The organism is Apilactobacillus ozensis DSM 23829 = JCM 17196, assembly GCF_001435995.1.
GTDB classification, from domain to species: domain Bacteria; phylum Bacillota; class Bacilli; order Lactobacillales; family Lactobacillaceae; genus Apilactobacillus; species Apilactobacillus ozensis.
The window spans coordinates 1-26,273 of sequence record NZ_AYYQ01000002.1; the positions used below are offsets into that span (position 1 = coordinate 1).

Below are 26,273 nucleotides of genomic sequence, written 5' to 3' on the forward strand. Positions count from 1 at the left end.
TTCGTACCCAAAATAGTACAGTGGCACTACCATTAATATTATACTTGTGGTTCAACTTATCTTTGTAAAAAATATAATATTGTGAATAATAGTACTGTTTTGCTATGGATTAATATGTATAAAGCCTACGGCTTAAAGGGTTTAATTGTAAGAAATTACGGTAAAGTGTATTCTGGTGAGTATAAAATAAAAGTGCTGAATTGGATGCACACCCACCACAAGTCGTATCCAGAAACAGCACTTCAATTCAATATATCTGCCAGTAGTACTATCTTCACTTGGCAGAGAAGAATGGAGACCAAAGGCATACGATCATTGTACAACAAACGTGGCCGCCCTAAAATGAAGAAAACTAAATCAATCATAAACGCACATCAAAAAGCTTTAGCTAAAAAATATATGGTTAAATATCATTATGAAAAAATTAAAATTGAAAATAATAATAGTAGTCAATTTGTTTGTGTAAACAAACTTATTCATCAATTAAAGAATTTCTCCAAGAGCTATATTTTAAAGATTATTGAGTATCCTCGGAGTCTTTATTATTATAATCTTAAGAAAGCTACGCTTTCTTTCAATAAATGTGGTATTGAAAAGCAAATAAAAAAAATCATTCTAAAACATACTGCTTATGGATACCGTAGGGTAACTGCAGTATTAAGGAAATCCGGACTAAATATCAATCATAAACGTGTACAAAAGATAATGAAATGTAATAATTGGCAATGTAAATTGTTTAGTCGACGCAAACGTAAGTATAATTCATATAAAGGTCAAGTAGGCAAGATTGCTTATAATATATTAAATGGTGATTTTACAGCCAATAAATTTGGGCAAAAAATTACTACTGACGTTAGTGAATTTAGATATGGCAATGAAGATATAAACCATCGGGTTTATTTATCACCAGTAATGGATTTATATTCAGACAAAATAATATCTTTTAATATTAGTAAACATCCAAATGTAAGTTTTACTTTAAAGGCACTAAATGAAGCGATGCTTAATCTAAAATCATTACCTTATAGAACTATTGTGCACAGTGATCAAGGTTTTCAATATCAACATCATAGTTGGGCTAATACATTGAAAAAATATAATGCGATTCAGTCTATGTCCCGTAAAGGGACATGCTTAGATAATGCACAGATGGAATCATTTTTTCATATTATGAAAAGTGAAATGATGAATATTCATTATAATACAAAAGAATCCTTAATCCATGCTATGAGAGCATGGATTAAGGATTACAATAATAATAGAATAAAAGAAAAACTAGGATACCAATCACCAAATCAATATTTGGGATTAATATCCTAGTAAAAGTTGTCCAACTTTTGGGGTTCACATCATTTCAAGCCTTTTTTATTTTATTAGCAGATAAACAGCAATTACTTTGGCATAAACCATGTTCCCACGGTTCATAAAGATTTCTGTGTAATCTCATAATTACTCATTTTATCCGAAGTTAAATATTAATTGCCTAATCTTAAACGAACTGTTGCCATATCTCCCTCAAAAGTTCCCTAGAGAGTTAAGCATCATGAGCAAAATTATTTACTTTATTAATTACAAGTACGTCAATACTTCTTCATAATTAAAGGATACCGAGACAACTAACAACAGTTAATTTCCTTTTATGAATAAAAATATTCATCTCGTATATTTATACAGATACGGGAAAATTAACTGTTAAAAGTCATCTCTACTCTTTTTTATTTTAAAGAATAGAAACAACCATTGTCAGTAATTTTCCCTTGATAGACGGACCGTTAGACGCTCCAGGATCAAAAGTTAATTCTGTCATGATTGTTTCACCTCTACTTTCGTTTTTTCTCTCTCAACTATATTTTATATAATTTTATATAATTATTCAAGTTAATTGTTTTCTATGTAATAAAAAAAGTAGCCATATGGCTACTTTTTTATATATTATTGTTCAGTGTACCATGGGTAATGGAAGTTACCTTCACGGTCAGTACGTTCGTAAGTGTGAGCACCAAAGTAATCACGTTGAGCTTGTAATAAGTTAGCAGGTAATACTTCAGCACGGTATGAATCGAAGTAAGTAACAGCAGCTGAAAGTGATGGAACTGGAATACCAGCCTTAGTTGCTAAAGCAACAACATCACGAGCATCGCTTTGGTACTTGTTAGCAATTTCTGAGAAGTAAGGGTCTAACAATAAGTTAGTTAAGTTAGCATCCTTTTCAAAAGCATCAGTGATGTTTTGTAAGAATTGAGCACGGATGATACAACCTTCACGCCAGATTTGAGCTAATTCACCAAACTTCAAGTCCCACTTGTAGTCTTCTGAAGCAAAACGAAGTTGTTCGAAACCTTGAGCATAACTCATGATTTTACCAAAGTATAGAGCTTTACGAACTTTTTCAACAAGGTTTTTCTTGTCGTCTTCGCTGATAACATCAGCTGCTTTAGGTCCGTTAAGAACTTTAGCTGCGTTTAGACGTTCGTCTTTCAACATTGAAATGAAACGAGCGTAAACAGATTCTGAAATAACTGATTGGTCAACACCAATTTCCATGGCATCCATTGATGACCATTTACCAGTACCTTTGTTAGCACCACGGTCAAGAATCATATCAACGATAGGCTTGCTCTTGTCAGAACCTAAATCGTCTTTTCTAGTTAAAATATCACCAGTAATTTCGATTAAGTAACTATTAAGTTCACCTTTGTTCCATTCTTTAAAGATGTTAGCTAAGTCATCAACTGAAATGCCAGCACCGTTACGAAGAATGTTGTAACTTTCGTCGATTAATTCTTCATCACCATATTCGATACCGTTATGAACCATTTTTACATAGTGTCCGGCACCATTAGGTCCAATGTATTGAACACATGGTTTGCCATCGTTAGCTTTAGCAGCAATCTTGTCTAAGATAGGTGCAACTAAGTCATAAGCATCTTTTTGACCACCAGGCATTAATGATGGACCATGCAATGCACCAAGTTCACCACCAGAAACACCCATACCAATAAAGTTAATACCAGATTTGTCTAATTCAGCATTTCTCTTCATTGTGTCGTGGAAGTTAGTGTTACCACCATCAATTAAAACATCACCTTTATCTAATAGAGGTAATAATTCATTGATAACAGCATCAGTAGCTTTACCAGCTTTAACCATCATCATAATACGACGAGGAGTTTCTAGGGAGTTAACAAAGTCTTCAACTGAGTAACTTGGAACAAGTTTCTTTTCAGCGTGGTCCTTCATTACTTCTTCAGTTTTTGAAGAGCTACGATTGTAAATACCTACAGTGAAGCCGCGGCTTTCAATGTTAAGGGCTAAGTTTTTACCCATAACAGCCATACCAACAACACCAATGTTTGCTTTTTGATCAGCCATTTTTTGAACCTTCCTTTTTAAAGAAAATTTTTATTTATTAAACATACAAGTAAATTTTAACATTTTAATAATTAAATGTCATTTAATTATTAATCTAAAGTGAATACCCATTTATTGCCATCACGGGCTAATAAATCATCAGCATCTTTTGGACCCATTGAACCAGGAGTGTAGTTAGGGAAGTCTGGTTTTTCAGTATCCCATAAGTTTCTTACTACATCAGCTAACTTCCAAGCACGACCAACTTCTTGCCAACTAGCAAAACTAGTAGCGTCTCCCTTGATAGCATCATGAATTAAGCGTTCATATGGTTCTGGAGTATTCTTGCGGTCTTCATCAGATTGTACATGAGTTAAATCGATACCCTTAGTAGTAAATCCTTGACCTGGAACTTTACCGTTAAGATGTAAGATTACTTTTTGGACTGGGTCAACAAATAGAGTTAAGACATCTGAATCTAAACCAGATTTATCTTTGTCGCCAGCATCAAAAACATCAATTAATGGCTTTTTGAATACAACGTCAATACGTGTAAACTTGTCAGCAAGCATCTTACCAGTACGTACGTAGAATGGAGTTCCAGCCCAACGTTGGTTATCAAACATTAATTTACCAGCAACATAAGTTTCTGTGTTTGAATCAGTTGGGACATCATCTTCATGACGATAATCTCTTTGTTCACCTTTGGCACCATATTGTCCGCGAACGAAGTTTTCTCTAGCTTCATCTTTGTCATAAATTCTAAGGCTACGTAGTGCACGAATTTTTTCGTTACGAATGTCAGTATCTTTAAATGCTACTGGTTCTTCCATCGCAAGAATAGTAACGATTTGCATAATATGGTTTTGCACCATATCACGCAAAGCACCTGAGTTATCGTAGTATCCAGCACGTTCTTCAACACCAAGTTTTTCTGATAAAGTTACTTGAATGTTTTTAATGTATTTGTTGTTCCATACTGATTCCATGATTGGGTTACCAAAACGTAGAGCTTGAATGTTTTGAACCATTTCTTTACCCAAGTAGTGATCAATACGGTAAACTTGGTCTTCATTAAATGATTTACCTAGTGAATTGTTTAATTCTTCAGCTGTCTTGTAATCACGACCAAATGGTTTTTCAATGATTAGACGGTTGAATCCACCATTATCTGATAGTACATTTTGAGATTTTAGATTTTCCGCAACTGTACCGAAGAAGTTAGGGGCCATTGAAATGTAGAAAATACGATTTCCTTCAGTTTCATATTTAGCTTCTAATTTATCTGCGTAGTCGCTTAAAGCTCTATAATGTTCAGGATTTGTTACATCATGAGACATGTAGTAGAAATGGCTAGCAAATTCATTTGCTTGGTCTTCACTTTCTGCACTATCTTTAACTGATTCTAAGATTACATCTCTTAAATCTTGATCGCTCCATTTACGACGACCAGTACCAATTAAAGCAAAGTGTTTTTGATCTATATAATTCTTTTTATATAAATTGAAAATTGAAGGATATAGTTTACGTTTAGCTAAGTCACCTGTTGCACCAAAAAGCATGAACAAGGCACGAGTTTCTGTTGCCAATACCGTCACTCCCTAATATTTATCGTTTATCAAATTTGACATAATAATATATGTAGAATTACGTCAATGTACGTGATTATTATATAACACAAATTAGATTAACAAAAGCGTTTTTCAATCAATAATGAAAACGCTATCTTAAAATAAAAAAATAAGAATAATCAATGCTAACATAATTATTGAATTTATAAGATGTTGTGTTATTTACTTTACTAGACTTTAACAATATAATAAACAAGGTGTAAATGATAAAGCACTGTATAAATTTCGAAAAAGGGGAATTCCTTTGTTAGATAAGCTGTTGTCAGGCTTAGATTTTATAATTCAATATCTAGGATTAATTTTGTATTTTTTAATTAGTGCTCTATACAATATAATTCTAAGTTTATATAATATATTCACTCAAGATAATAAAATAAATGTAAATCATAATTTAAATGATTTTGTCAGTAATATAAGTGTTCCCGATGGTTTAAGCTTATTATTTTTGGGGATGCTATTTATATTTTGTGTTTTTTTCAGATTAAGTAAGCGCAAAAAAATCTTTTTTATTAAAATAAAAAAGAAAGTTGGCTCTTCAGGATTGTCAGTTAAAGGTACTACAATCAAAAGAAGTAATGCTTTAAAATATAAAAGAATTACTGGCAAGGCAATGCGAAAAAATCACTTCAATGTAACGGCCAACAATTTTGAATACATGATTGGCTATTTGTTTTATAGAAGCGGTTTTAAATCTATTGTTACACAACAATCTAATGATTTTGGACTAGATGTTGTGGCTACGCATAAAAATAAGAAATATGGAATTCAATGTAAACTTTATAATAGTTATGTAGGTGTAGAAGCTATTCAACAGGCTGTTACAGGAACCGTTGCCTACGGACTAGATGTGCCAATTGTAATTTGCTCTAGCAATTATACAAAAGCTGCTCAAGATTTAGCGGAGGCATCTGGGACAGTCACTATTAATCATGAAATGATAGTTAAGTGGTATAAAAATCCGAATTACATTTTTAAATTATTAAAAGATAATTAAAATTAATGCAAAAAATAAGTTTTAGTTGATATTTATTTTTTTGGATATATAATTGATATTTAGTAAAAAGAAAAGATGGTGCTATTAAATGAAAAAGTTAAGTAGTTTTGTGTTGTCTGTGCTTTCGATACTAGCTGTTTTTACGCTATTTGCTAGTTCTAGTTCAGCAAATGAAAAGACATTTGTAGATATTTCTAAATACAACGTATCAAATATCAGTGGTAACGCTACTAAGGGAGCTAGAGTTTCAGTTCTTCTAAACAACAAAAAAGAAGTGGGTAGTACTTACGCTTCAAAAAGTAATGGTAGTTATAAAGTCACTTTAAAAAATTTAAATAAGGGTAGTAAACTATATGTTTATGCACAAACTAAAAATTCATTGCAAAAACCATATATAATTATCACTTTACAAAGTAATAAAACGGTAAGTGTTAAAAATAATACTCCCAAAGTTACTAAGCAAACAAACCATTCCAAAAAATCAAACTCTAATTCTACAAGTAAATTGGTGATCAAAAACATTTCTGGTAAATGGCAATCACGATTAGCTAACGACAACAGTTATGAAATTTTGAACTTTGATACTAAAGATGGTTTTCAAAGAGACGTTTACAAGAATGGCAAACTAAAGAATAATCTAGTTAAATATGCAGCTTATAGCTACAAGCACATCTCATCTGATGTTTTTGAATTTTCTTATAAGGCTAAAAACGCAAAGCCTTTATACATGAAATTTACTTCTAATAATAAATTTACTTTATCTAACGATAAAAATAATTTCAATAAGAATGTTTTGTACTTTAGCAGAACAAAATAGTCATTTTATTTACGATAAAAAAACTCTCAAATACTGGGAGTTTTTTTTGTTTATCAAAGCAGTTATAATTAAGTTAAATTTATATTAAAAGGGGATGAAAAAATGTTAAAAAGAAAAGAACTTAGTTTAAGTTCTATTTTTGTATACTCATTACTACTGAACGCGGGTTCTTCTTTTATGTGGCCACTAGTAACTATGTACATAAATGATTACTTACATAAGTCTTTAATGGTGTCCGGATTTACTTTGTTAATGATGTCACTTTGTATGATATTAGGAAATTATTTAGGTGGCTATTTATTTGATAGATGGTCTGCTTATAAAACCGCAATGATAGGAATCTCTGTTTCATCTATTGCGATTATTTTATTAATATTTTTTCATGGATGGCCAATTTTTGCTTTTCTACTAATGTTTTTGGGCTTTGGAGATGGAATTAATTTAACTTTGTTGAATTCCTACGCTACTAAAGTTACGTCAAAAAGTTCAAGATATGTTTTTAATTTATTATATATTGGTTTGAACTTAGGAGTAGTAATCGGAACTGCAATGGTAGGATACTTACTAAAATTTGGTGTTCATACGGTTTTCATTACGGCTAGTTTCTTCTACTTAGTGCTTTGGATTATGACTTTACTAAAATTTGATGTTGATTTCAGTAATAATGATGAAGCCTTAAACGGAGAGCTGATTCATCCTAGTAAGGAGCCTACACATAAAAATAATAAAAAAATTATTTACAGCATCTGTGCAATGGTTTTCTTTATTTACCTAAGTTATACATTATGGGAAAGTGTAATGTCCGTTCATATGGTTAATATGGGCATTTCTTTCGAAAAATATTCAACACTATGGACAATCAATGGCTTAATAATTGTTTTAGGCCAACCCATCGTTAACTACTTTGGTCGTAGATTTAACATGCAAAAGCAAATCTTTTTAGGAGTATTTATATTTGGAATTTCATTTATTCTATTATTGTTTACTAAGAGCTATTTGAGTTTTGTTGCTGTTATGGTAATACTAACGGTTGGTGAGATAATGGGATTACCCGATGTTCCAGCTTGGATTGATAACTTATCTAGTAAGTCAGAAAAAGGTAAGTATCAAGGTTTCTTTAACTCATTTATGTCATTTGGTAGGGCGGTAAGTCCTCTGTATGGTGGTTTATTTGTTGAATATCTAGGTTATAACATTCTATTTGTCATTTCGACAATCTTGATTTTAGGGTCTTTATTGTATGTCATATCAAGCAATAAAAATAAAAAAGCAGTCTAATGACTGCTTTTTTTAATGTTTTTTAGATTCTTCTATTAATGCACTATAAACACGAGTTACATCTCTGCTAGTCCCTCTTAACTCAAAGTCAGCGACTAAATCGCAATGGAACTTTTTGGCATATCTACGAGCAGTTAGGCAATACTGTTCGTTGAAGTTACGGTTTCCAGAACCTATAACACCAATACATTTTCTAGCATTATTATTGTAATCAATGTATTCTCCCAATACGTTAGTCATTAATTCTTTAACACCATTATCAATTCCATTCCCACCATCTAAGTATGTTGGTACAAATGCGAAAAAGTTTTCTTCTTCATTACTAAAGTCAGTTTGTTCAGAAACTTCTTTAGCATTAATCACTGGATTTGTGTCATCCTTAGCATGTTCTGCTTCAGCGTATGAAGATAAATTCTTAACAAAATTTCTAGTGTTACCTTCAATTGATATATATATAATATTTATTTTATCCATAAAAATCTCCATTCTAATAGAAAAAATAAAAGCCACTAAGTGTGACTTTTATTTTTTTACTTTTTATCTATATAATCTTGATCCACATTAACTTCGAACCAGTTAATAAATGAATTTTCAAAATCGATAACTTTAAACGTAAACTGTTTAATAGTAAACGAATCGCCAGTTTTAATATCGTTATTTTCATCTATAATGTATCCAGATAAAGTCACACTATCTGATTTATTGAATTCCTTAATATCAGTGTGGAAGTATCTCTCAAAATCATGAGTAGTCATTTTACCACTAACTTGGTATGTACCCTTAGGTTGTTTAAAAATGTACTCGTTAGTAGCTGGATCAATTTCATCACGAACAGTTCCGAACAGTTCTTCGTAAATGTCTTTATCAGTGATGATACCAGAAGTACCACCGTATTCATCAACAACTACGACCATTGGAGTTCTATGATTAATCATTTCTTGTAATACTTCGGTTATTTTCATAGTTTCTGGAACAGTAATTATATCACGAAGTAATTTATCGATACCAATTGATGAGTCAACTCGTGATTGACGTACTATATCATAGTTATAAATATAGCCTAGTATTTTATCTTTATCGTTATCAGCAACTACGGGGATACGACTAAATTTAGTTTGCAAGTATTGAGTTACCGCATCTTTAACTTTCGTAGTTATGTCAATAACATTTAATTGGGTTCTATCAATCATGATATCTTTAGCAACTTTATCATTAAATTCAAATGCACGTTGCATATATAAATAATCATATTTTTCTAAGGCACCAGTTTTAACGGCATCCTTTGAAATACTTAAAATTTCAGATTGTGACATTGCTTCGTCACTTTCATCGGCCATTTTGATACCAAATAATTTAACTACTCCAGCAGCTGAAACATTAATTAACCAAACTCCTGGATAAAATAGGATATGGAAATAGTGCAGAGGACTTGCAACTAAACCTAAAACTTTTCTTGGAATAGCAATACTTATATTCTTAGGTACAACTTCTGTGAAAACAACTTCTAGGTAAGTTAGAATGAATACACCTACAACACCACCGATAGCATGTGCTGTACCTGGATTGATAAGATTAGAATCAAGTTCTAAAACGTGGAATAAAGCATCTACGAATAAAGATTCACCAATCCAACCCATTAAAATACCACATAATGATAAACCTACTTGTGTTGTTGATAAATAATCATTTAAGTTTGTAACCATGTGCATTTCACGGGATAACTTTTTAGTTTTACCCTTTTTTTCGACTTCTTCTTCCAGCATACTATATCTTGTTTGTACTAACGCAAACTCACAAGCCACAAAAAAAGCAGCGAAGAAGAATGAAACTAAAATTACGATAATTTGTAAAAATACCGCGCCACTATCCAACAGAACATTCCTCATTTCATAAAAAATATTATAATAATTTCTTTCCTTAATATTATACAGCGGAATTGCTAATTTTTTAAGTCTTAGTAAAACAAAGTCCATTGCTAATTGCTTAACGAACTACTGTGTTAGTGATAATCTATAATTGTAAACAAAATTCAATTAAAGGGAAGTAAAGTTTCATCATGGCTACAGATACTAAGAAAGATAACAGAACTCAAGACGAAATTAGAGAAGCAACAATTACATACTCTGATGAAGATATTAATCGCGGAATTGATTTAATTCAAAAAAAGGGTTTTGTTACTAGAAAAGATTTTAAATCCATGGAAGATGATGTTTGGGCCAGAGGTTTTGAAAAACATTTAGATAAAAAATTCCAAGATATGGAAGATGTAGACCCATACTTGTATATTGAAAGATTTGATTTTAAGGGTGGCAAATTAGACGATATTATATTTGATATGGATAAGATAACTACTCGTGAAGATGCTCTAAAAACACTATCACGAGAATTAGGCGAAGGTATCGTTAGATAAAATATTAATTTTTAAAATGTGGATGTAGCTAATTACTACATCCTTTTTATTTAGGGAGTGCTTTTTATGAAAAGATGTGGATGGGTAGATTTAAAAGATGAACAAATGATTAAATATCATGATAATGAATGGGGTAATGCTGTGCATGATGATGACAAACTATTTGAAATACTTAGTCTAGAAATAATGCAGTCAGGATTGAGTTGGAAAACAATTTTACATAAAAGAAATTATTTTAGGGAAGCTTTTCAAAATTTTGTAATTAATCAGGTGAAGTTAATGGATAATCAGGTTTCTACTCTTTTGAATAATAAACATATTATTCGTAATCGTTTAAAAATTGAGGCAATTATTAATAATGCTAAAATCATTTCCAATATGCAACAAGTAGATGGCAGTTTCAATGACTATTTAAATACTAATCTTGATGAACTTATAAAATCAAAATTTCAAAATAGAAGCTATGATTCTATAAATGCAGAAAAATATTTATCGCTTGAAATGTCTAAGAAAATGAAAAAAGATGGATTTAAGTTTATTGGACCAGTAGTTATGCATTCATTTATGCAAGCAGTGGGAACAATAAATGGTCACGAACAATTTTGTGACTTTAGATAAGTTGTTTTTTATCTTAAAAGATTTTTAAGTTTCATTCGCTAGAATGTAGTAGTATTAATCTCAGTAAATTGTATTTTAGAGGTGATTATTTTATGAAAGATTTAAATATATTAATAGTTGAGGATGATGAAGCTTTAGCTGACAGTTTAAACCAATTTTTAAGTGAAATAGGGAATACCAAAGTAGCTTGTGATGGATTTGAAGGTAAAATGATGGGCCAAGAAGGTATTTATGACATAGCAGTTTTGGATTTGATGCTGCCTGAAATTAGTGGATATGATATTTTAAAAAGCTGGCGAAATGACGATAAACTAGATATGCCAATCTTAATTTTAACGGCTAAAGATACTCTTTCTGATAAAGTTCATGGATTTCAGCTGGGTGCCGATGATTATCTAACTAAGCCTTTTCATCGTGAAGAACTATTGATGCGAGTTAAGGCACTTCTGAAAAGATATGGAAGGCTAGGGACTAATAATGAACTGACGGTAGGTAATTTTGTGGCAAAATTAAACAACCGTTCAGTAGACTTAAACGGCAAAGAATTGAAATTAAATGGGAAAGAGTATGACTTATTAATATATTTTTTGCAAAATCCAAATACGATAATTACCAAAGAGCAAATATTTGACCGCTTATGGGGCTTTAATTCCGATACTGCTCTGACAGTGGTTGAAGTTTACATGAGTAATTTACGTAAAAAAATTAAGACCATGTCCGATAGTAACCCGATTAAAACTTTAAGAAATGTAGGATATATTTTTGAAAAGGATGATGATTAGTGAAAAAGGGTAATCCAGAAAATCAACAACAACTCAAACTATTCATTAAAGAATTAATTACCTTTGCAGTGTTGTTTTTTACTTTAGGACTAATTGTTTATTATTTATTTCAAAACTCAGTTTACGGAAATATAGACTCAGCCATGAGAGAACAAAAAAACAGAATAATTAAGAATTCACACCAATTTCCATTACACATTCAAAAAAATAAAAATGGCGCAAATATTGGAGTTATGCCCCCAGAAAAAAATGCTTCTTTTCAAACTAATTTAATTGTTTTTGACGATAATGGAAGAATTCTAAACCAATCGATGCTAGGAGAAAGAAATTTTACGTTATTACGTAATACCACGCTGGATGTTTCTAAATTAAATAAGATTGTCGACTTGCCTTTAGCATCAAATGAATTGAGCGCACATTTTCGATCATTGTTAATTAAAGTTCCTAAAAACAATCAAAATGTTTTATATGCTGGTCATTATGTTTTAATTCTGCAAAATATTGATGCTGATTTGTTAGCGATTAATAGTTTTATCGAGTCTTTAATAATTACTTTGGTTATTTTTTGGATATTGGCAATCGCTATTTCTTATTTCTTATCAAAATCTAGTATGAAACCAATTATAAAATCATGGTTACGTCAACGTGACTTTAGTTCTAACGCTGCTCATGAACTTAGAACACCATTAACCGTTATTCAAAACCAAATGGAGTATTTATTAACTAAGCCTAAAGATACAGTTATGGAACAGATTCAACCAATTTCTACATCTTTAGATGAAATTCAACATTTAAAAATATTGACGAACCGCTTGCTTATGCTAGCACGTTCCGATTCAAACATAATTCAAGTTAATTTACAAAACACGCAGTTGGAAACATGGTTTAAACAAGTCATTTCACCTTATTCTGAAATTGTTAATAGTCAAAATAAATATTTTGACACTCAAATAAATGTTGATGGTAGTGGGATGTTAGACCAAGATTTAATTCGACAACTTTTAGTTATTTTATTAGATAATGCCATGAAATATACACCTGCCGAAGGTAAAATATCAGTACAAATTAGTAGAATTAAGGACAGCTTAGACATTAAAGTTGCTGATAATGGAATTGGAATTTCTGATGAAGATAAGGTGCATATTTTTGATCGTTTTTATCGAACTGATAAATCTAGGAACTCCAAAACTGGTGGTAATGGTTTAGGACTTTCTATTGCTAAATGGATTGTTGATGAACATAAAGGTAAAATATCCGTTGTTGATAATAAACCAGAGGGAACCGTTTTCAATGTAACTATTTCTTTAAAATAAAAGAGCCCTTTAAAAATATGCTAAATAATAGTAGTATTGCTTTAATAGAAAAATTGTAAAACGATTTATAATAGCGGGAGTTTTTTAATGAAAAAACATAAGTATATTTTACTAACACTAGCATTTATTACATTTATTTTTGCGTTTAAGCATGTTCAACTAAAAGCTAATGCAGATTCTAATAACGTTTATGATTTATCAGAACACCAGGGTGTATTTACTGATAGTCAGGTACAAAATTTAAAAAACGAAGTACCATTTGTCATTTTAAGAGTGCAATATGGCAGTGCGTATGCTGACAAGACCTTTCAACAAAATCGTGATTTAATGAATAAATACGGCGTACCTTACGGAGTATATTCATACAGTATGTATGATAGTGTTTCTGATGCAGCAGATGAGGCACGTACTTTATATGATCGAGCGCCAGATGCTAAATTTTATGTGAATGATTATGAGACCCAAACCGTGACTAATGGAGATACTAATGATGCCGCTAATGCATGGCTTCAAGCATTAAGACCGTTAGTAGGCAATCGTAAAATCTTATTTTATTCATATCAAAGCTTTATGCTTAAATATGCATCACAAGCTATTAGTAATTATGATGGCTATTGGTTGGCAGCATATCAAACTAATGAACCTAGTCGTGAACATGTTTTATGGCAGTATACAGATAACTATTATTCACCAGCTTTGAATCAATATATTGATTCAAGCTTATTAACTTATAAAGATAGTAGTTGGTTTATTGGAGATAATAATTTTACTCCAAATAATAATGCTGACAATAGTAATCAAAATAGCAATAACAATAATAACAGCAGCAACAATAATAACAGTTCCAATAGTAACAACAGCAACAACAATAATTCTAATCAAGCGCCGATAGTAAACAATACTAGTTATTATGCTAATAATGGGGTTAAAACTTTATCTAACGGTGTTTCTGATGACTTTTATAATCATGTGCCCGAAGATAATAAATATAAGAATAATTCTAAAATTAAATATAGTGGCAAAAATTATGCTGGTAAAAACTTAACTTTCAACAGTCAGGCTCAGGTCAATGGTAATAATTATTATAGATGTTACTACAACGGTAAGTTACTAGGTTGGATTAATGGCAAATCGTTAGGTATATATATTAATTATCAAAAATATAACAAAATTAAAACGATGAAAATTAACAGTAAAGTTAACTTTTATAATCATGTTACGAGCAGCAAATTTACAAATACCTCTATTAAACACTATGGTAAAAACTATGGTAATAAAAAGATGACCATTGTTTCACGTGCTAAAAAAGATGGTTGGAAGAGTTATTATTATCTATGTTATTATCGTGGTCAAAACATGGGATGGATTTACCAATCTGCTTTTAAATAAGAAGTCGTAAAGACTTCTTTTTATTTTGAGCTATATTCTTGAATGTTTGACCAATTCTGACTATTATATAGTTGTTGATTGATAAAGAGATCAACAAATAAACATTTAAAGGGGTTTTGATTATGGCTAGAGAATTAAGAAATAATATGAACTTATTCAGTCCAATGAACAATTTTATGAGTGACTTTGATGATAATTTCTTTAGTTCATTTGCCGGTAATCAAATGCGAACAGATGTTATTGAAAATAAAGATAACTATGTGGTTACCTCTGAATTACCAGGTTTCAAGAAAGAAAATATTCACTTGAATTACCGTAACAATACTTTAAGCGTTAAAGCTAATCACGAAATTAATAAAAATGATAATAAATACTTACGCATCGAACGTTCTACTCAAAGCGTTGCTCGTTCTTTCCAAATTCCAAATGTTAAGGCAGATGGAATTAAGGCTAGTTACGATGGTGGTATTTTAAAGATAACGCTTCCAAAAGATAGACAAGAAAACAAACTTGATAACATCGATATTGATTAATTTTTGAGGAGGTTTTTTTATGAGAAATGAATTTGTAAACCCAGTTCAAAATTTGTTAGACAACGGTTTTTTCAATGATAATAATAATATGAAGACTGACATTATTGATAATGGTGATAGTTACGAAGTCAATGCTGAATTGGCTGGCTTCGATAAGAATGATATCCATATGGATTATCGTGAAAATACTTTAAGCATTAGTGCTAAGAAAGATACTAATCACGATAATGAAAATGGGAAAGTATTTTTTAGTGAAATATCATCTAACAATATTAAACGTTCATTTTACTTACCAAACGTTGATATCAAACAAATTAAAGCTTCTTATGAAAATGGCATTTTAGACGTAGTTCTTCCTAAGATGAATAAAGACAACAATGAAGGCTATGACATTAGCATTGATTAACAATAAAAAAGCATCCCTTAGGGATGCTTTTTTATTTATTTATTTTTTGAACTTGATTTAAAGCACTCATAATCCAATCTTTGTAGTTAGTATTTTTAGGCATAGTTTCGCTAACTTTGACAATTGGTAAATTATTTTCATTTGCTAACTTAATCATGTTTTGTACAGTTGTATCTGATGTTTGACTATTAACTACTAAGAAAGAAATTCTTTTTTGTTTGATATCGTTTTGCAAATCACGGATATTTTGTGGAGTAGGGTCAATTTCATGTTCAACTGCTTTTGAAAATCCAGCATCATTAATCGTGTAGCCCATATCAGATAGCATGTAGTTAAATACTGGTTCTGTAACATCAACTTTGTTATTGTGTTTATGTTCATTTTTTATTTGTTTAACTGCTTTTTCAATTGGTTTCAATGAATCAATGTATTTTTTGGCATTTTCTTTATATAATTTAGCATTTTTGGAATCTTTTTCACTAAATTGTTTAGCTAAGCTATTTACTAACTTAGGCATAGTGCGGTAATCATACCAAATATGCGCATTATCATGTTCATCTTTATGCATTAAGTCAGCAGCTACGTTGGTTACTTTTGCTGATGAATTATTGTTCAATAAGCTCTTCATCCATGAATCATAATGAGCGCCGTTGTAGATTACAAAGTCGGCTTTAGCAACTATTTTGGAATCTTTGGGGGTAGGTTGAAAGTCGTGTGGATCAGAAGATGGTGAACTAATAATGGAAGTTACTTCCCCTTTATCACCTAGTACAGCTTTAGCAGCTTCACTATAAAAGTTAACAGACGTAACAACATTAATTTTATTTGACTTGGACTGTTCTTTGTTATTTCCACATGCAGTTAATAATAAAGTGAAAGTTACGATAATACCAACAAGACCGATACATTTATTTAATGATTTTTTCAATTTAGATACGCTCCTAGAAAAGTTATTTTATATTGCAGAAGTAATCATACTTAAAAATATATGAACTGTCAACACATATGTGTGATATAATCATATATATAAATATTCAAATATATAAATATGTTAGGAGCAATCATTTATGAACACATTTAAAAAAGGCTTGAAGACTCTCGGCAGAGCACTTAATGACGAAACTAGAATCAACATATTATATTATCTAATTCAAAATGGGGATACTAACGTACAAACTCTAGTTGAGCATACTCAAAAAAGTCAGACTTCAATTTCACATCATTTAAGAATTTTAACCGACTCAGGTTTAGCTAAAATTCAAAAACAGGGTCGTAATCATTATTATTCAATTTCTGATAAGCACGTCGAAACCATACTACAAATTTTAAAAGATCACTTTAGTGAATGAAATGTTAAGTTTATCTTAAATATATCTTTAAAAAATATTAATATAATTAAATAGATAAACATAATTTGATATGATATGGCTACTAAATTTAAGGGGGAAACATTAAATGGATGAAGTTCCGCAGCGAAGCAACTATAAGCTTTTACCATTCTTTTTAATTGAATAGTTACTTTTTTAGTACGACAATATAATTTAGATACTAATACAAAAAGGAGCTAACGATTAATTTGAATAATTCAAAAGACTTTAATTTGACTTTGAGTGAACTCAAATCTAAGTACGACATAAAAGACATTAACTCTGGTTTAGATTCTAAGCAGGCACAAACGAGATTGGAGAAATACGGAACTAATGAGTTAAAATTTAAAAAGGATTCGAAATTAAAACTATTTTTAAGACAATTTAACAACGTTATCATATATGTGTTGATTTTTTCAGCCATTTTAACATTGTTATTACAACACTTTTCGGATTCTTTTATCATTGTTTTGGTAATTTTTATCAATGCTTTTATTGGATATTACCAAGAAGCTAATGCATCTAATGCCTTAGATAAAATAAAAAGCATTCTAGCTACTAATTCAACGGTCTATCGTGACGGTCATCGAGTTGATATTCCAACTAAAGATGTAGTAGTGGGGGATGTAGTTTTCCTAGAAGCAGGCGATAAAGTTCCAGCTGATATGCGATTATTTGATACCGATAACGTAAGAATTCAGGAGTCATCTTTAACTGGTGAATCTGATTCTATCGCAAAAAATGCGGAAGTTATTAGTAGTGATAATCCAGCTCTAGCTGAACAAACTAACATGGCATTTGCCTATACTTCAGTAACGTCTGGAAGTGCTACTGGGGTAGTAGTTGCTACAGGTAAGGACACCGAAATTGGTAGAATTTCCGAAAATATTAGTCAAACTAAAGATAGTAAAACACCACTTATGCGTGAACTAGATGGCTTAGGTAAATGGGTTTCATACGTAATTATATTTGCTTCAGCTTTACTATTCTTACTTGGTTTCTTCTTAGAAACTTATTCATTAAGTGTGTTGTCACTATCAGTAGTTGCGATGATAGTAGGTTCTATTCCAGAAGGATTACCAGCAACCACTTCAGTTGTCTTGTCACGTGGAGTTAGTGACATGGCTAAAAATAAAAATACGATTATTAAAAGCTTACCAGCTGTAGAAACTTTAGGTTCAGTTGATGTAATTGCTACTGATAAAACTGGTACTTTAACTAAAAATGAAATGACAATTAAGGATATCATTCTTAATAATCATACTTATCAGGTGACTGGTAATGGTTATACCCCTAAGGGAGAAATTATCGAAAATGGTAATTCAGTACAAATGAATGACACCTTAAAATTATTTTTAGAAGCTGGAAATGAAGCAAACGATGCCCAATTAAATCAGGAAAATGATAAATGGGTATTAAATGGTGAACCGACCGATGGAGCTTTCTTAACGGCTTATACTAAAGCTTTGGGTACTTCAAATAATGATTTTTATAAAGAAATCGATTTACTACCATTTGATTCTAATTTTAGATATATTGCTAAATTAGTAGATGATAAAAATGGACAACGTAAATTATTCATTAAGGGTTCGCCAGATAAGTTGCTATCCTTAGCTAAAAAAGTGGATAAAGATTTTGATATGGATAAATGGAATCGTCAAGTAGAAACTTTATCTGCTCAAGGTAAGCGAGTAATTGCGGTTGGATATCAAAATGTCGATGACTCGGTTCAAGCAATAACCCATGAACAAATAAAACAAGGTGTACACCTATTAGGGTTAGCTGGAATCATTGATCCACCACGTGAAAGTGTTATGAAAGCTCTTCGTGAAATGAACGGAGCAGGCATAGCAGTTAAAATGATTACAGGTGACAACCCTGTAACCGCTAAGGCAATTGGTGAACAATTAGGCTTAGCTGAAAATATTCATGCAGTTACTGGTGCTGAATTAGATGGTATGAATAAAGAAGAGTTTAAACAAGCAGTATTAGATAACCAAGTTTTTGCGCGTACTACTCCGCAAAATAAATTTGATATCATAAAATCTTTACAAGATAGTGGCAAGGTTACAGCGATGACAGGTGATGGAATTAATGATGCGCCTGCCTTGAAACGAGCTGATATTGGGGTTGCCATGGGTAATAAAGGAACTGATATTGCCAAAGAATCAGCTGACATGGTTTTAACTGATGACAAATTTGGAACTCTTTCACCAGCAATTAAAGAAGGTCGTCGCATATATGACAATATTAAGAAAAGTATTCAATTCCTATTGCCAACTTCCTTTGCCGAAGGTTTGATTGTAGCTTTTACTATTTTGATGCAAAATGATATGCCACTTCAACCAACTCAATTGTTATGGATTAACATGGTATCTGCTATCACCATTCAATTTGCGTTCATATTTGAACCGGGTGAAAAAGATTTAATGAAACAAAAGCCACGTAAAACTAGTGGTAGTTTGTTGAACAAGTGGGATGGCATTAGAATTGGTTGGTTAGCTGCTTTAATGGCTATTTTAGGTATCATAGCCTTTGAATTGCTAACAGCAAATGGCTTTAGTGATGTTTTTGCAAGTACGGTTGTAGTTAACGTGATTGTATTTGCTAAAATCTTCTATCTATTCAGTATTCGTACTAAACAGCCGTTGTTCTCTAAAACTCTATTTAGTAATCCACAGGCCTTTATGATTGTTGGAATAATGATTCTATTGCAGCTAGGATTAACTTACATTCCATTCATGCAAGGTGCATTCTACACCACAGGTATTGGTGTTATCGGATGGACTATTGCAGTAGTCGCAGGAATCATTGTTTTAGCTTTGGCCGAAATAGATAAGTTTATTTCTAAAAAAATCAGTGAGTAAAATTTAGATAGGAAATTTCATATGAAAAAGTTTATATTCGGAATTCTTGGAATAGTAGTGCTTTTGATTGGTTTTTTAATTTTTAAAAATGGAAATGATTATTATCAAAACCGTTACACCGGTGAGATTGCTTATGCGAAAGTTCCTAATAAAATACCAGTTAAAGAAAAAGCGAAGAATTCAAAGAATAAAGTTGTTGAAGGTATTTATACGTATAAATATAACTTTAGGTTCGTAACTAAGAATGGCAAAGTCATAAATATGGAACATTATTTATCTGGTGAAGACGTTAAACCATTGACGCCAGGTTCAATTGTTAAAGCTGAGGTTGGCAAACAATTGATTGTTAAAGGACCTAACGAGGTTAATAAATCAGATGTGCCTAAAAATATTGTTGATAAATTAAACTAAAAAAATAACCTATTACTCAAATGAGTAATAGGTTATTTTTTTAGTTTATGGCTTTCAAAATCGAAAGTATTAATATCACCATTCCAATGAATAAATGTAATTTTTTATGAGACATTAAAATAGCGATGTACTCGCGAATTATAGCGTTTGGAATAAAGAAGTAACTTGTTTTAGCACCAATCCCATTAATATTCAATCCGGCCAATCTAGCATATCCACTGGCTCGATATATATGATAATTATTAGAAACAAAAATTCCATTACTTAGGTTAAGTTTTTTAGTTTCTATAACCCTTTTGGAAAATTGCATATTTTGTAAGGTGTTTTTAGATTGTGTTTCAGCTAATACTAATTTTTCATCGATGCCTTGCTTGATTGCATAATTTTGCATAGCAGTTCCTTCGGGGATACTCTCATCATTTCCCTGTCCACCAGAGCAAATTAGAATAGGTGATTTGTTTCCGCTTTTAACTTGTTGTTTCATAAACTCAATTCCTTTATCAATACGAGCTGCTAGTAAAGGAGATACTTGATTGCCATTTAGTAATCCAGATCCTAATACGATGATGTAATCTTTATCTTTCTTCGGTTTATATAGTAGACACATGACAGCAGAACTAATGAATGCAATGAAGCAAAATACAATGTAAAAAATTGAGAGTTGAATCAATGAAATAACAAAATCACCAAATTTGTTATCAAAAGTTACCTTAATCAAATTGACGATAAATGGTGAAATCAGAATTCCAACTCCAATGATTAAGGTTAACATGTTTGCAATTGAATGACTTTCCTTGCGCCAGACAATCCAAGCATTCCATAACCATAATATCCACTGTAGTGTGTATAAAAATATAAGCGGGATAGCTATAATTATGAATATAATTAATGACAATCTTGTTAAAATGTCATTATCGATATTAACTACGAAAAGAGCTAGAGATATTAGTGTGAAAAATAAACTAAATATTAGCAAAAAACCATTTAACAATCTGGCCTTATTTTCTGAATAGCTTAGATAGGTACCTATCCATCCGGCTATTGAGATAAGTATAAATGTGATTAAAATATGAAATCACTCCTTTAATATATGTATGAACATTATATTACACCTTGCTAATATTATCATAATTTTATATTTATTATTAAATTAATGTTAATAAAATGTAATATTTCTTTATTGTATGATTAATAAAATTATTATACCATAGTATGGTTATGACGATTTTTGTAATAATTTAAATTAAACTCTTAATAAAATGTAGAGGAGAACATATATGAAAAAGTCATTTTTAATTGTAACATTCCTATCTATTTTTACATTTTTATATTCTTTTAGTAATTCAGTTAAAGCATCTGAACAGCAAACAATTACAGATATAAATAAAGCTTTTGATGTTGATAAAAAAGATGTTGATGGAAACACTATAACTCTTACTCATGATGGTAAAAATGGTGAAGTAAGAGGTGTCGCAACGTTAAAAAATAAAGTTGATTTTTCCAAGGGATTTACTATGAAAGGTGACGTTCAAATTAGTGGCACTGGTGATTATAATAAAACAACTCTTGGTGATGGTATATCTTTTGTATTTAGTACTGGAAATACAAATTCAATTGGATTAGCAGGTGGAGGATTAGGCATTAGCGGTCTGGATAATGCTTTTGGATTTAAAATTGATACTTACTACAACAGTAAAAGTACTAATAATACTGAAATAAACAAGGGAGATTATGAATCAGACCCAGTTGATAAACTTAGTGATCAAAATGGTGATTACTACGAACCAAAAAGTATATTTGGATCTTTTGTCTACAATAAAAATAATAATTCTAACACTTCCGTTACTTATTATGACAAAAATCAGGATAGAACTGTTAATCCACAAAGTATTAATGATACAAGTAAATTAAATGCTTCAGATGGCTATATCCCTATTACCATTCAATATTCAGGAAATAAAGACGGAAAGCTATCTATCGATTTAGGCGACATGCATTGGTCTATTGACGTTAGTAAAATTAATTCAGGTAATGAAATGCCCAAATCTTTTCTTATTGCTGGTTCCAATGGTGTAAAGACAGGGCAACAAGCATTTAAGTTCCATGAGGTTTCGTATTATAAAAAAAGCTCAGTTAATGTTAATGTTTTGGATAATAATAAAAAACCTATTTATGATTTTACCAAAGATGTCTTTGGTGAAGATAAAGTTCTTAACGTTACAGACATAGGAGCAGATACAGTAAAATACAACGTTGATGTTGAATATTCAGAAGATGACAAGTATAAAATTAAAATACCTCAAATTGGTGGTTACCACTTGACATCAGTATCTGATGGAGAAAAAGATATTCCACTTCCTTCCGATAATATTTTGACGGGTAGTCTAAAAAACGATGAAATAAAGAATTTAACATTGAAATATCAAGCTAATAAATTACAAATATTTGATTATGATGATAATAATAAATTACTTTTTAATGTTGGTAATGACTACGAAAAAAAAGTACCTACCTCTAAAATATTTAAAAAATCAGACAATTCTGAAGGCACTGAGTTTGAGTATAATGACTATTCTATTAAATCAGCTATTGCTAAATATGAAAACGATTTAAAGACGTACCAATTAAGTGATTTAAGTTCCAGAGAGAATGAAAATTATATGCATTCAGATGCTAAAATATATCTAAGCAAAAAGAATTTACCTATTTTGGTAAAAAAAGGTAAATTAATTGTAAAGTACGAAGATGAAGACAATAATGTTATAAAGACGGATGAATTTTCAGATGAATTTGGTAAGCCGTATAATATTCATCCTGATAAAATAGATAATTATGTATATGATTCAATAGTTAAAGGGTCTTTATTAGGAACTTATTCCGATGAAGCAACCGTGGTAATACTAAAGTATAAAAAGAACATCACTCCGATTGATCCAGTTCCAACACCTCCTTTAAGCAAAGGAACGGTGACCGTTCACTATTTAGATGAACATGGTAAAGAGTTCAACAAACAAGTTACCTCAGGAAATGTTGGTGATAGTTATTCAGTATCAATGCCAAATGATGGAAATTATCAATTTACTTCAGTTTCTAAGGGTAATTTAAATGGTAATTACATTGACGGCAATATTGATGTTTATTTGAATTACAAAATTATCAAAAATGACAACAATAGTAATTATGATAATAATGGTCTACTAAAAAAAGACACAATTGTTTATCCAACTAAGTCCATGAACTTATATAAAAGTAATCGATTCAGCAAGACTAATTTATTAAGACACTACACTAATAAACCAATGGTTAATAAACCTATTTTCGTGGTAGATGGTCATGGTAAAAGTAAAACTGGATTGTTAAGATATAAAGTTCATGAAATGAATCATAAAAATCGTGTTGGTTACATTACAGTTCGAAAAGATTATGTATTACCAGTTTACGAAACTAATTTTAAAGGTAAAGTTACTGTAATTAGTGCTGGTGGCATCAATGAATACAATAACAAGAATTTAACTGGTAAAGTTGCACATTACAAACAAGGTCAAACGTTAGACGTGAAGGGAATTGTTTGGAATAAACGTTCAACACGTTACATCTTAAACAATGGAACATTCATTACAGCTAACAAGACTTTAGTTGCTAAAGGTGTTCACAAACAAGTTAAATCGTTTACTGCTAAAAAAGGTTTAACCATCTATAATGATGCTCAGCTAAGCAAAAAAGTAAAAACCGTTAAAAAAGCTAAGACTATGTTAATTAAAAACTGGGATTATTCAGATAAAGATAATACTTTAAAGCATGGTAGTTTAAGATATCGTGTTTCTGGTGGCTATGTTTATGCTAACAGTAAATATATAAAAAATGTTAAATAATTAAAAAGCATTTCAATTATGAATGATACCTATAGGGTTGAACACTAAAGTCAACTTTTAATAGGACAGTTCATTTTGAGATGCTTTTTTTATTTTGTAAAATTAAAAAATAATGATAAAATGATTAAAAATATTTTAAAGGCGATGTTTAAGATGAAAATTCTAGTTTACAATGTTCGAGAAGATGAAGAACCTGAAATTAATCAATGGGCAGCTAATAACAATGCTACAGTTGATGTTATTAAAAAGGAATTAAATGCTGAAACTGCTGATTTAGCTCAAGGTTATGATGGAGTATCAGTTCAACAACTAAATTCTTTAAAAGACCCTAAAATATATGAAAAGTTAGCTAAACATGGTATTAAGCAAATGGCATTTCGAACTACTGGCTATGAAATTGCTAATTTGGAGGCTGCAACAGCAAATGGCATTGCAGTTACCAATGTTCCTGCTTATTCACCGCGTTCAGTTAGTGAATTAGTTTTAGCACAAGCTATGTATTTGGTGCGTAACTTGGGATTAATTGAAGATAGATTAAATCACAATAATTTTAAATGGTTTGGACTACAAGCTAATGAAATTCACAACTTAACGATTGGAATTGTTGGTGCTGGTAAAATTGGGAGTGCCGTAGCTAGAATATTTAAAGCTTTAGGCGCTAAAGTAATTGCGGTTGATCCAGTTTTTCGACCTGAACTATGTGATACTTTATATTATGTGGACTACGATACTTTATACAAAGAATCTGATATAGTCACAATGCATACGCCTTTAACTTCAGAAACTGAACATATGATTAACGCAAAAGTTTTCGAAATGATGAAACCTACAGCTTTCTTTATCAACGATTCAAGGGGTGGCGTCGTAGTTACCGATGAGTTAATTTCAGCATTAAAGAGTAAAGAAATTGCGGGAGCTGCAATTGATACTATTGAAAACGAAGCTGGAATTTTCAATACCAACTTAGGCGATAATAAATCAGACAATGAAGCTCTGAACGAATTGATGTGCATGCCAAACGTTAAAGTTACGCCACATACAGGCTTTTATACCGACATGGCTGTTAAAAACATGGTAGATATTGCACTAGATGAAACTAGCAGAGTCATAAAAGGTGAAAAACCTTTGAATCAGGTGAATTAAAAATATGATAAAAAATACAATAATTCCGGATAGGATTAAACCTGGTGATGAAATCAGAATTATTGCACCCAGTGATTCTATATATAGAGTTGGTGGTATGGATGCTAATATAATATCGCAACAAAAATTAGAGAATTGGGGATTTAAAGTAACTTTTGGAGAACATATTTTTGAGCATGATATGATGAATACTTCTGCTATTCAATCTAGAGTATCTGATATTCACGCTGCATTTTTAGATAAAAATGTTAAAGCAATTATTACAGTTATTGGTGGATTAACCTCCAATGAAATTTTGCCATATGTTAATTATGAAATAATAAAAGCAAATCCTAAAATAATTTGTGGATTTTCTGATTTTACAGCTTTATCTAATGCAATTCACGCTAAAACAGGTTTAGTTACTTATTATGGTCCCGCTTTTGCTTCTTTAAAAATGTTAGGGCAGCTTGGTGATTATCAAGATAATTATTTTTTAACTGCTCTAACTAATAATAGTTTTGAAATCGTTCCATCTAAATTTTGGTCTAGTGGACCTTGGTATGATGACAATGGGAAAATAACTTTATACAAAAACCAATGGTCTGTTTATAATCCAGGCGATGCTGAAGGAATTGTAATTGGTGGTAATTTGGATACTTTTACTTTAATACAAGGAACTCCTTATCAACCTGATTTGTCTAATAAAATATTATTAGTAGAGTTTTCAGAAGACAATCCTTGGGAAGAATTTTCTAGGGATTTAGCCTCACTATTGCAAGCAGCTGAAAATCCAAAAGCATTGCTTATAGGTCGTTTCCCTAAAGAATGTAAAATGACACATAGTCGATTGATGTATGTTTTGGATAAATTTCCAATTTTAAAAGAAATTCCAGTTATATATAATTTAAATGTCGGTCATGCTCAACCAATTTTCACCATTCCTTTAGGAAGTAAAATTAAAATAGATAATAATTTAAGTATTAAAGTTCTATATTAACTATTAAAAGCAGATAATAAATATCTGCTTTTTTTATTGATATATCAATGTTGTCAAGAAAATGAGCGTTACTTTTATGGGTAATTTAGTTATGATAATTTTACCAATTATT

The 26,273-nt window shown here is 30.8% G+C and carries 23 protein-coding genes; 17 read left to right on the top strand and 6 right to left on the bottom strand.

The features are described 5' to 3' along the window. The first annotated feature begins 114 nt into the window (after positions 1-114). On the top strand, positions 115-1,320 hold the full coding sequence (locus tag FD06_RS00650) for an IS3 family transposase (RefSeq protein ID WP_082605231.1): 1,206 nt from the start codon (positions 115-117) through the stop codon (positions 1,318-1,320). 612 nt (positions 1,321-1,932) lie between these two features. On the opposite strand, the gene gndA is transcribed toward FD06_RS00650, so the two are convergent. Both gndA and zwf read right to left on the bottom strand, forming a co-directional pair. After that, positions 1,933-3,372, bottom strand: coding sequence for an NADP-dependent phosphogluconate dehydrogenase (gene gndA / locus FD06_RS00655; protein WP_054658819.1), 1,440 nt, complete (start codon positions 3,370-3,372; stop codon positions 1,933-1,935). A gap of 89 nt (positions 3,373-3,461) precedes the next feature. After that, positions 3,462-4,940 (bottom strand): glucose-6-phosphate dehydrogenase, encoded by a 1,479-nt coding sequence (gene zwf / locus FD06_RS00660; protein ID WP_054658821.1) that lies wholly within the window; start codon positions 4,938-4,940, stop codon positions 3,462-3,464. 286 nt (positions 4,941-5,226) lie between these two features. On the opposite strand from zwf, the gene FD06_RS00665 reads away from it, so the two are divergent. From FD06_RS00665 to FD06_RS00675, 3 genes are all read left to right on the top strand, one after another. Further along, a complete protein-coding gene (locus FD06_RS00665; RefSeq protein WP_056965575.1) occupies positions 5,227-5,976 on the top strand; it encodes a restriction endonuclease in 750 nt (249 codons plus the stop codon). Positions 5,977-6,064: 88 nt separating this feature from the next. Beyond that, positions 6,065-6,793 (top strand): hypothetical protein, encoded by a 729-nt coding sequence (locus tag FD06_RS00670; protein ID WP_056965576.1) that lies wholly within the window; start codon positions 6,065-6,067, stop codon positions 6,791-6,793. Between the two features lie 102 nt (positions 6,794-6,895). Next, on the top strand, positions 6,896-8,071 hold the full coding sequence (locus FD06_RS00675; protein WP_056965577.1) for an MDR family MFS transporter: 1,176 nt from the start codon (positions 6,896-6,898) through the stop codon (positions 8,069-8,071). A gap of 12 nt (positions 8,072-8,083) precedes the next feature. Here FD06_RS00675 and nrdI read toward each other — a convergent pair whose 3' ends face one another. Both nrdI and FD06_RS00685 read right to left on the bottom strand, forming a co-directional pair. Next, a complete protein-coding gene (gene nrdI, locus FD06_RS00680) occupies positions 8,084-8,545 on the bottom strand; it encodes a class Ib ribonucleoside-diphosphate reductase assembly flavoprotein NrdI (protein ID WP_056965578.1) in 462 nt (153 codons plus the stop codon). A 56-nt stretch (positions 8,546-8,601) separates the two neighbouring features. Beyond that, the gene (locus tag FD06_RS00685; protein ID WP_420834741.1) at positions 8,602-9,942 is read right to left on the bottom strand and encodes a hemolysin family protein; all 1,341 of its coding nucleotides are present in this window, start codon (positions 9,940-9,942) and stop codon (positions 8,602-8,604) included. Between the two features lie 185 nt (positions 9,943-10,127). On the opposite strand from FD06_RS00685, the gene FD06_RS00690 reads away from it, so the two are divergent. The 7 genes from FD06_RS00690 (at position 10,128) to FD06_RS00720 (ending at position 15,522) form a co-directional block, all read left to right on the top strand. Beyond that, positions 10,128-10,481, top strand: a complete 354-nt coding sequence (locus FD06_RS00690) for a hypothetical protein (protein ID WP_056965579.1) — start codon at positions 10,128-10,130, stop codon at positions 10,479-10,481. A 66-nt stretch (positions 10,482-10,547) separates the two neighbouring features. Next, a complete protein-coding gene (locus tag FD06_RS00695) occupies positions 10,548-11,099 on the top strand; it encodes a DNA-3-methyladenine glycosylase I (protein WP_054657529.1) in 552 nt (183 codons plus the stop codon). Positions 11,100-11,191: 92 nt separating this feature from the next. Next, positions 11,192-11,881 (top strand): response regulator transcription factor, encoded by a 690-nt coding sequence (locus FD06_RS00700; protein WP_056965580.1) that lies wholly within the window; start codon positions 11,192-11,194, stop codon positions 11,879-11,881. Further along, the gene (locus FD06_RS00705; protein ID WP_056965581.1) at positions 11,881-13,194 is read left to right on the top strand and encodes a sensor histidine kinase; all 1,314 of its coding nucleotides are present in this window, start codon (positions 11,881-11,883) and stop codon (positions 13,192-13,194) included. Before FD06_RS00700 ends, FD06_RS00705 begins: the two co-directional genes overlap by 1 nt. Before the next feature lie 87 nt (positions 13,195-13,281). Next, entirely contained in the window at positions 13,282-14,583 is a 1,302-nt protein-coding gene (locus FD06_RS00710) for a GH25 family lysozyme (protein ID WP_054657527.1), read from the top strand. Between the two features lie 122 nt (positions 14,584-14,705). Continuing rightward, positions 14,706-15,116: an Hsp20/alpha crystallin family protein gene (locus FD06_RS00715; RefSeq protein ID WP_054657525.1), complete on the top strand. Its 411-nt coding sequence runs from the start codon at positions 14,706-14,708 to the stop codon at positions 15,114-15,116. A 19-nt stretch (positions 15,117-15,135) separates the two neighbouring features. Beyond that, on the top strand, positions 15,136-15,522 hold the full coding sequence (locus tag FD06_RS00720) for an Hsp20/alpha crystallin family protein (protein WP_056965582.1): 387 nt from the start codon (positions 15,136-15,138) through the stop codon (positions 15,520-15,522). A 31-nt stretch (positions 15,523-15,553) separates the two neighbouring features. On the opposite strand, the gene FD06_RS00725 is transcribed toward FD06_RS00720, so the two are convergent. Beyond that, entirely contained in the window at positions 15,554-16,450 is an 897-nt protein-coding gene (locus tag FD06_RS00725) for a metal ABC transporter solute-binding protein, Zn/Mn family (RefSeq protein WP_056965583.1), read from the bottom strand. Between the two features lie 139 nt (positions 16,451-16,589). Between FD06_RS00725 and FD06_RS00730 the strand changes: the two genes are divergently transcribed. The 3 genes from FD06_RS00730 (at position 16,590) to FD06_RS00740 (ending at position 20,167) form a co-directional block, all read left to right on the top strand. After that, entirely contained in the window at positions 16,590-16,871 is a 282-nt protein-coding gene (locus FD06_RS00730) for an ArsR/SmtB family transcription factor (RefSeq protein WP_056965584.1), read from the top strand. A gap of 227 nt (positions 16,872-17,098) precedes the next feature. Beyond that, on the top strand, positions 17,099-19,756 hold the full coding sequence (locus FD06_RS00735) for an HAD-IC family P-type ATPase (protein WP_056965585.1): 2,658 nt from the start codon (positions 17,099-17,101) through the stop codon (positions 19,754-19,756). A 21-nt stretch (positions 19,757-19,777) separates the two neighbouring features. Next, complete coding sequence (locus tag FD06_RS00740; RefSeq protein WP_054657515.1) at positions 19,778-20,167, top strand: DUF1093 domain-containing protein; 390 nt, start codon at positions 19,778-19,780, stop codon at positions 20,165-20,167. 40 nt (positions 20,168-20,207) lie between these two features. Here FD06_RS00740 and FD06_RS00745 read toward each other — a convergent pair whose 3' ends face one another. After that, positions 20,208-21,158, bottom strand: a complete 951-nt coding sequence (locus FD06_RS00745) for a YdcF family protein (RefSeq protein ID WP_156403064.1) — start codon at positions 21,156-21,158, stop codon at positions 20,208-20,210. A gap of 286 nt (positions 21,159-21,444) precedes the next feature. Between FD06_RS00745 and FD06_RS00750 the strand changes: the two genes are divergently transcribed. The 3 genes from FD06_RS00750 to FD06_RS00760 all read left to right on the top strand — a co-directional run bounded on the left by FD06_RS00750 (position 21,445) and on the right by FD06_RS00760 (position 26,161). Next, entirely contained in the window at positions 21,445-24,039 is a 2,595-nt protein-coding gene (locus FD06_RS00750; RefSeq protein ID WP_056965587.1) for a lectin-like domain-containing protein, read from the top strand. A gap of 153 nt (positions 24,040-24,192) precedes the next feature. Beyond that, the gene (locus tag FD06_RS00755) at positions 24,193-25,182 is read left to right on the top strand and encodes a D-2-hydroxyacid dehydrogenase (protein WP_054657505.1); all 990 of its coding nucleotides are present in this window, start codon (positions 24,193-24,195) and stop codon (positions 25,180-25,182) included. Positions 25,183-25,186: 4 nt separating this feature from the next. Further along, the gene (locus FD06_RS00760) at positions 25,187-26,161 is read left to right on the top strand and encodes a S66 family peptidase (RefSeq protein ID WP_056965588.1); all 975 of its coding nucleotides are present in this window, start codon (positions 25,187-25,189) and stop codon (positions 26,159-26,161) included. The last annotated feature ends 112 nt before the right edge of the window (positions 26,162-26,273 follow it).

Bases quoted from the DNA above. Each gene is read 5' to 3' on its own strand.
- FD06_RS00650 (WP_082605231.1), top strand. From the start codon at position 115: ATGTATAAAGCCTACGGCTTAAAGGGTTTAATTGTAAGAAATTACGGT.
- gndA (WP_054658819.1), bottom strand. From the start codon at position 3,372: ATGGCTGATCAAAAAGCAAACATTGGTGTTGTTGGTATGGCTGTTATG.
- FD06_RS00670 (WP_056965576.1), top strand. From the start codon at position 6,065: ATGAAAAAGTTAAGTAGTTTTGTGTTGTCTGTGCTTTCGATACTAGCT.
- FD06_RS00675 (WP_056965577.1), top strand. From the start codon at position 6,896: ATGTTAAAAAGAAAAGAACTTAGTTTAAGTTCTATTTTTGTATACTCA.
- nrdI (WP_056965578.1), bottom strand. From the start codon at position 8,545: ATGGATAAAATAAATATTATATATATATCAATTGAAGGTAACACTAGA.
- FD06_RS00690 (WP_056965579.1), top strand. From the start codon at position 10,128: ATGGCTACAGATACTAAGAAAGATAACAGAACTCAAGACGAAATTAGA.
- FD06_RS00695 (WP_054657529.1), top strand. From the start codon at position 10,548: ATGAAAAGATGTGGATGGGTAGATTTAAAAGATGAACAAATGATTAAA.
- FD06_RS00700 (WP_056965580.1), top strand. From the start codon at position 11,192: ATGAAAGATTTAAATATATTAATAGTTGAGGATGATGAAGCTTTAGCT.
- FD06_RS00710 (WP_054657527.1), top strand. From the start codon at position 13,282: ATGAAAAAACATAAGTATATTTTACTAACACTAGCATTTATTACATTT.
- FD06_RS00715 (WP_054657525.1), top strand. From the start codon at position 14,706: ATGGCTAGAGAATTAAGAAATAATATGAACTTATTCAGTCCAATGAAC.
- FD06_RS00720 (WP_056965582.1), top strand. From the start codon at position 15,136: ATGAGAAATGAATTTGTAAACCCAGTTCAAAATTTGTTAGACAACGGT.
- FD06_RS00730 (WP_056965584.1), top strand. From the start codon at position 16,590: ATGAACACATTTAAAAAAGGCTTGAAGACTCTCGGCAGAGCACTTAAT.
- FD06_RS00740 (WP_054657515.1), top strand. From the start codon at position 19,778: ATGAAAAAGTTTATATTCGGAATTCTTGGAATAGTAGTGCTTTTGATT.
- FD06_RS00750 (WP_056965587.1), top strand. From the start codon at position 21,445: ATGAAAAAGTCATTTTTAATTGTAACATTCCTATCTATTTTTACATTT.
- FD06_RS00755 (WP_054657505.1), top strand. From the start codon at position 24,193: ATGAAAATTCTAGTTTACAATGTTCGAGAAGATGAAGAACCTGAAATT.
- FD06_RS00760 (WP_056965588.1), top strand. From the start codon at position 25,187: ATGATAAAAAATACAATAATTCCGGATAGGATTAAACCTGGTGATGAA.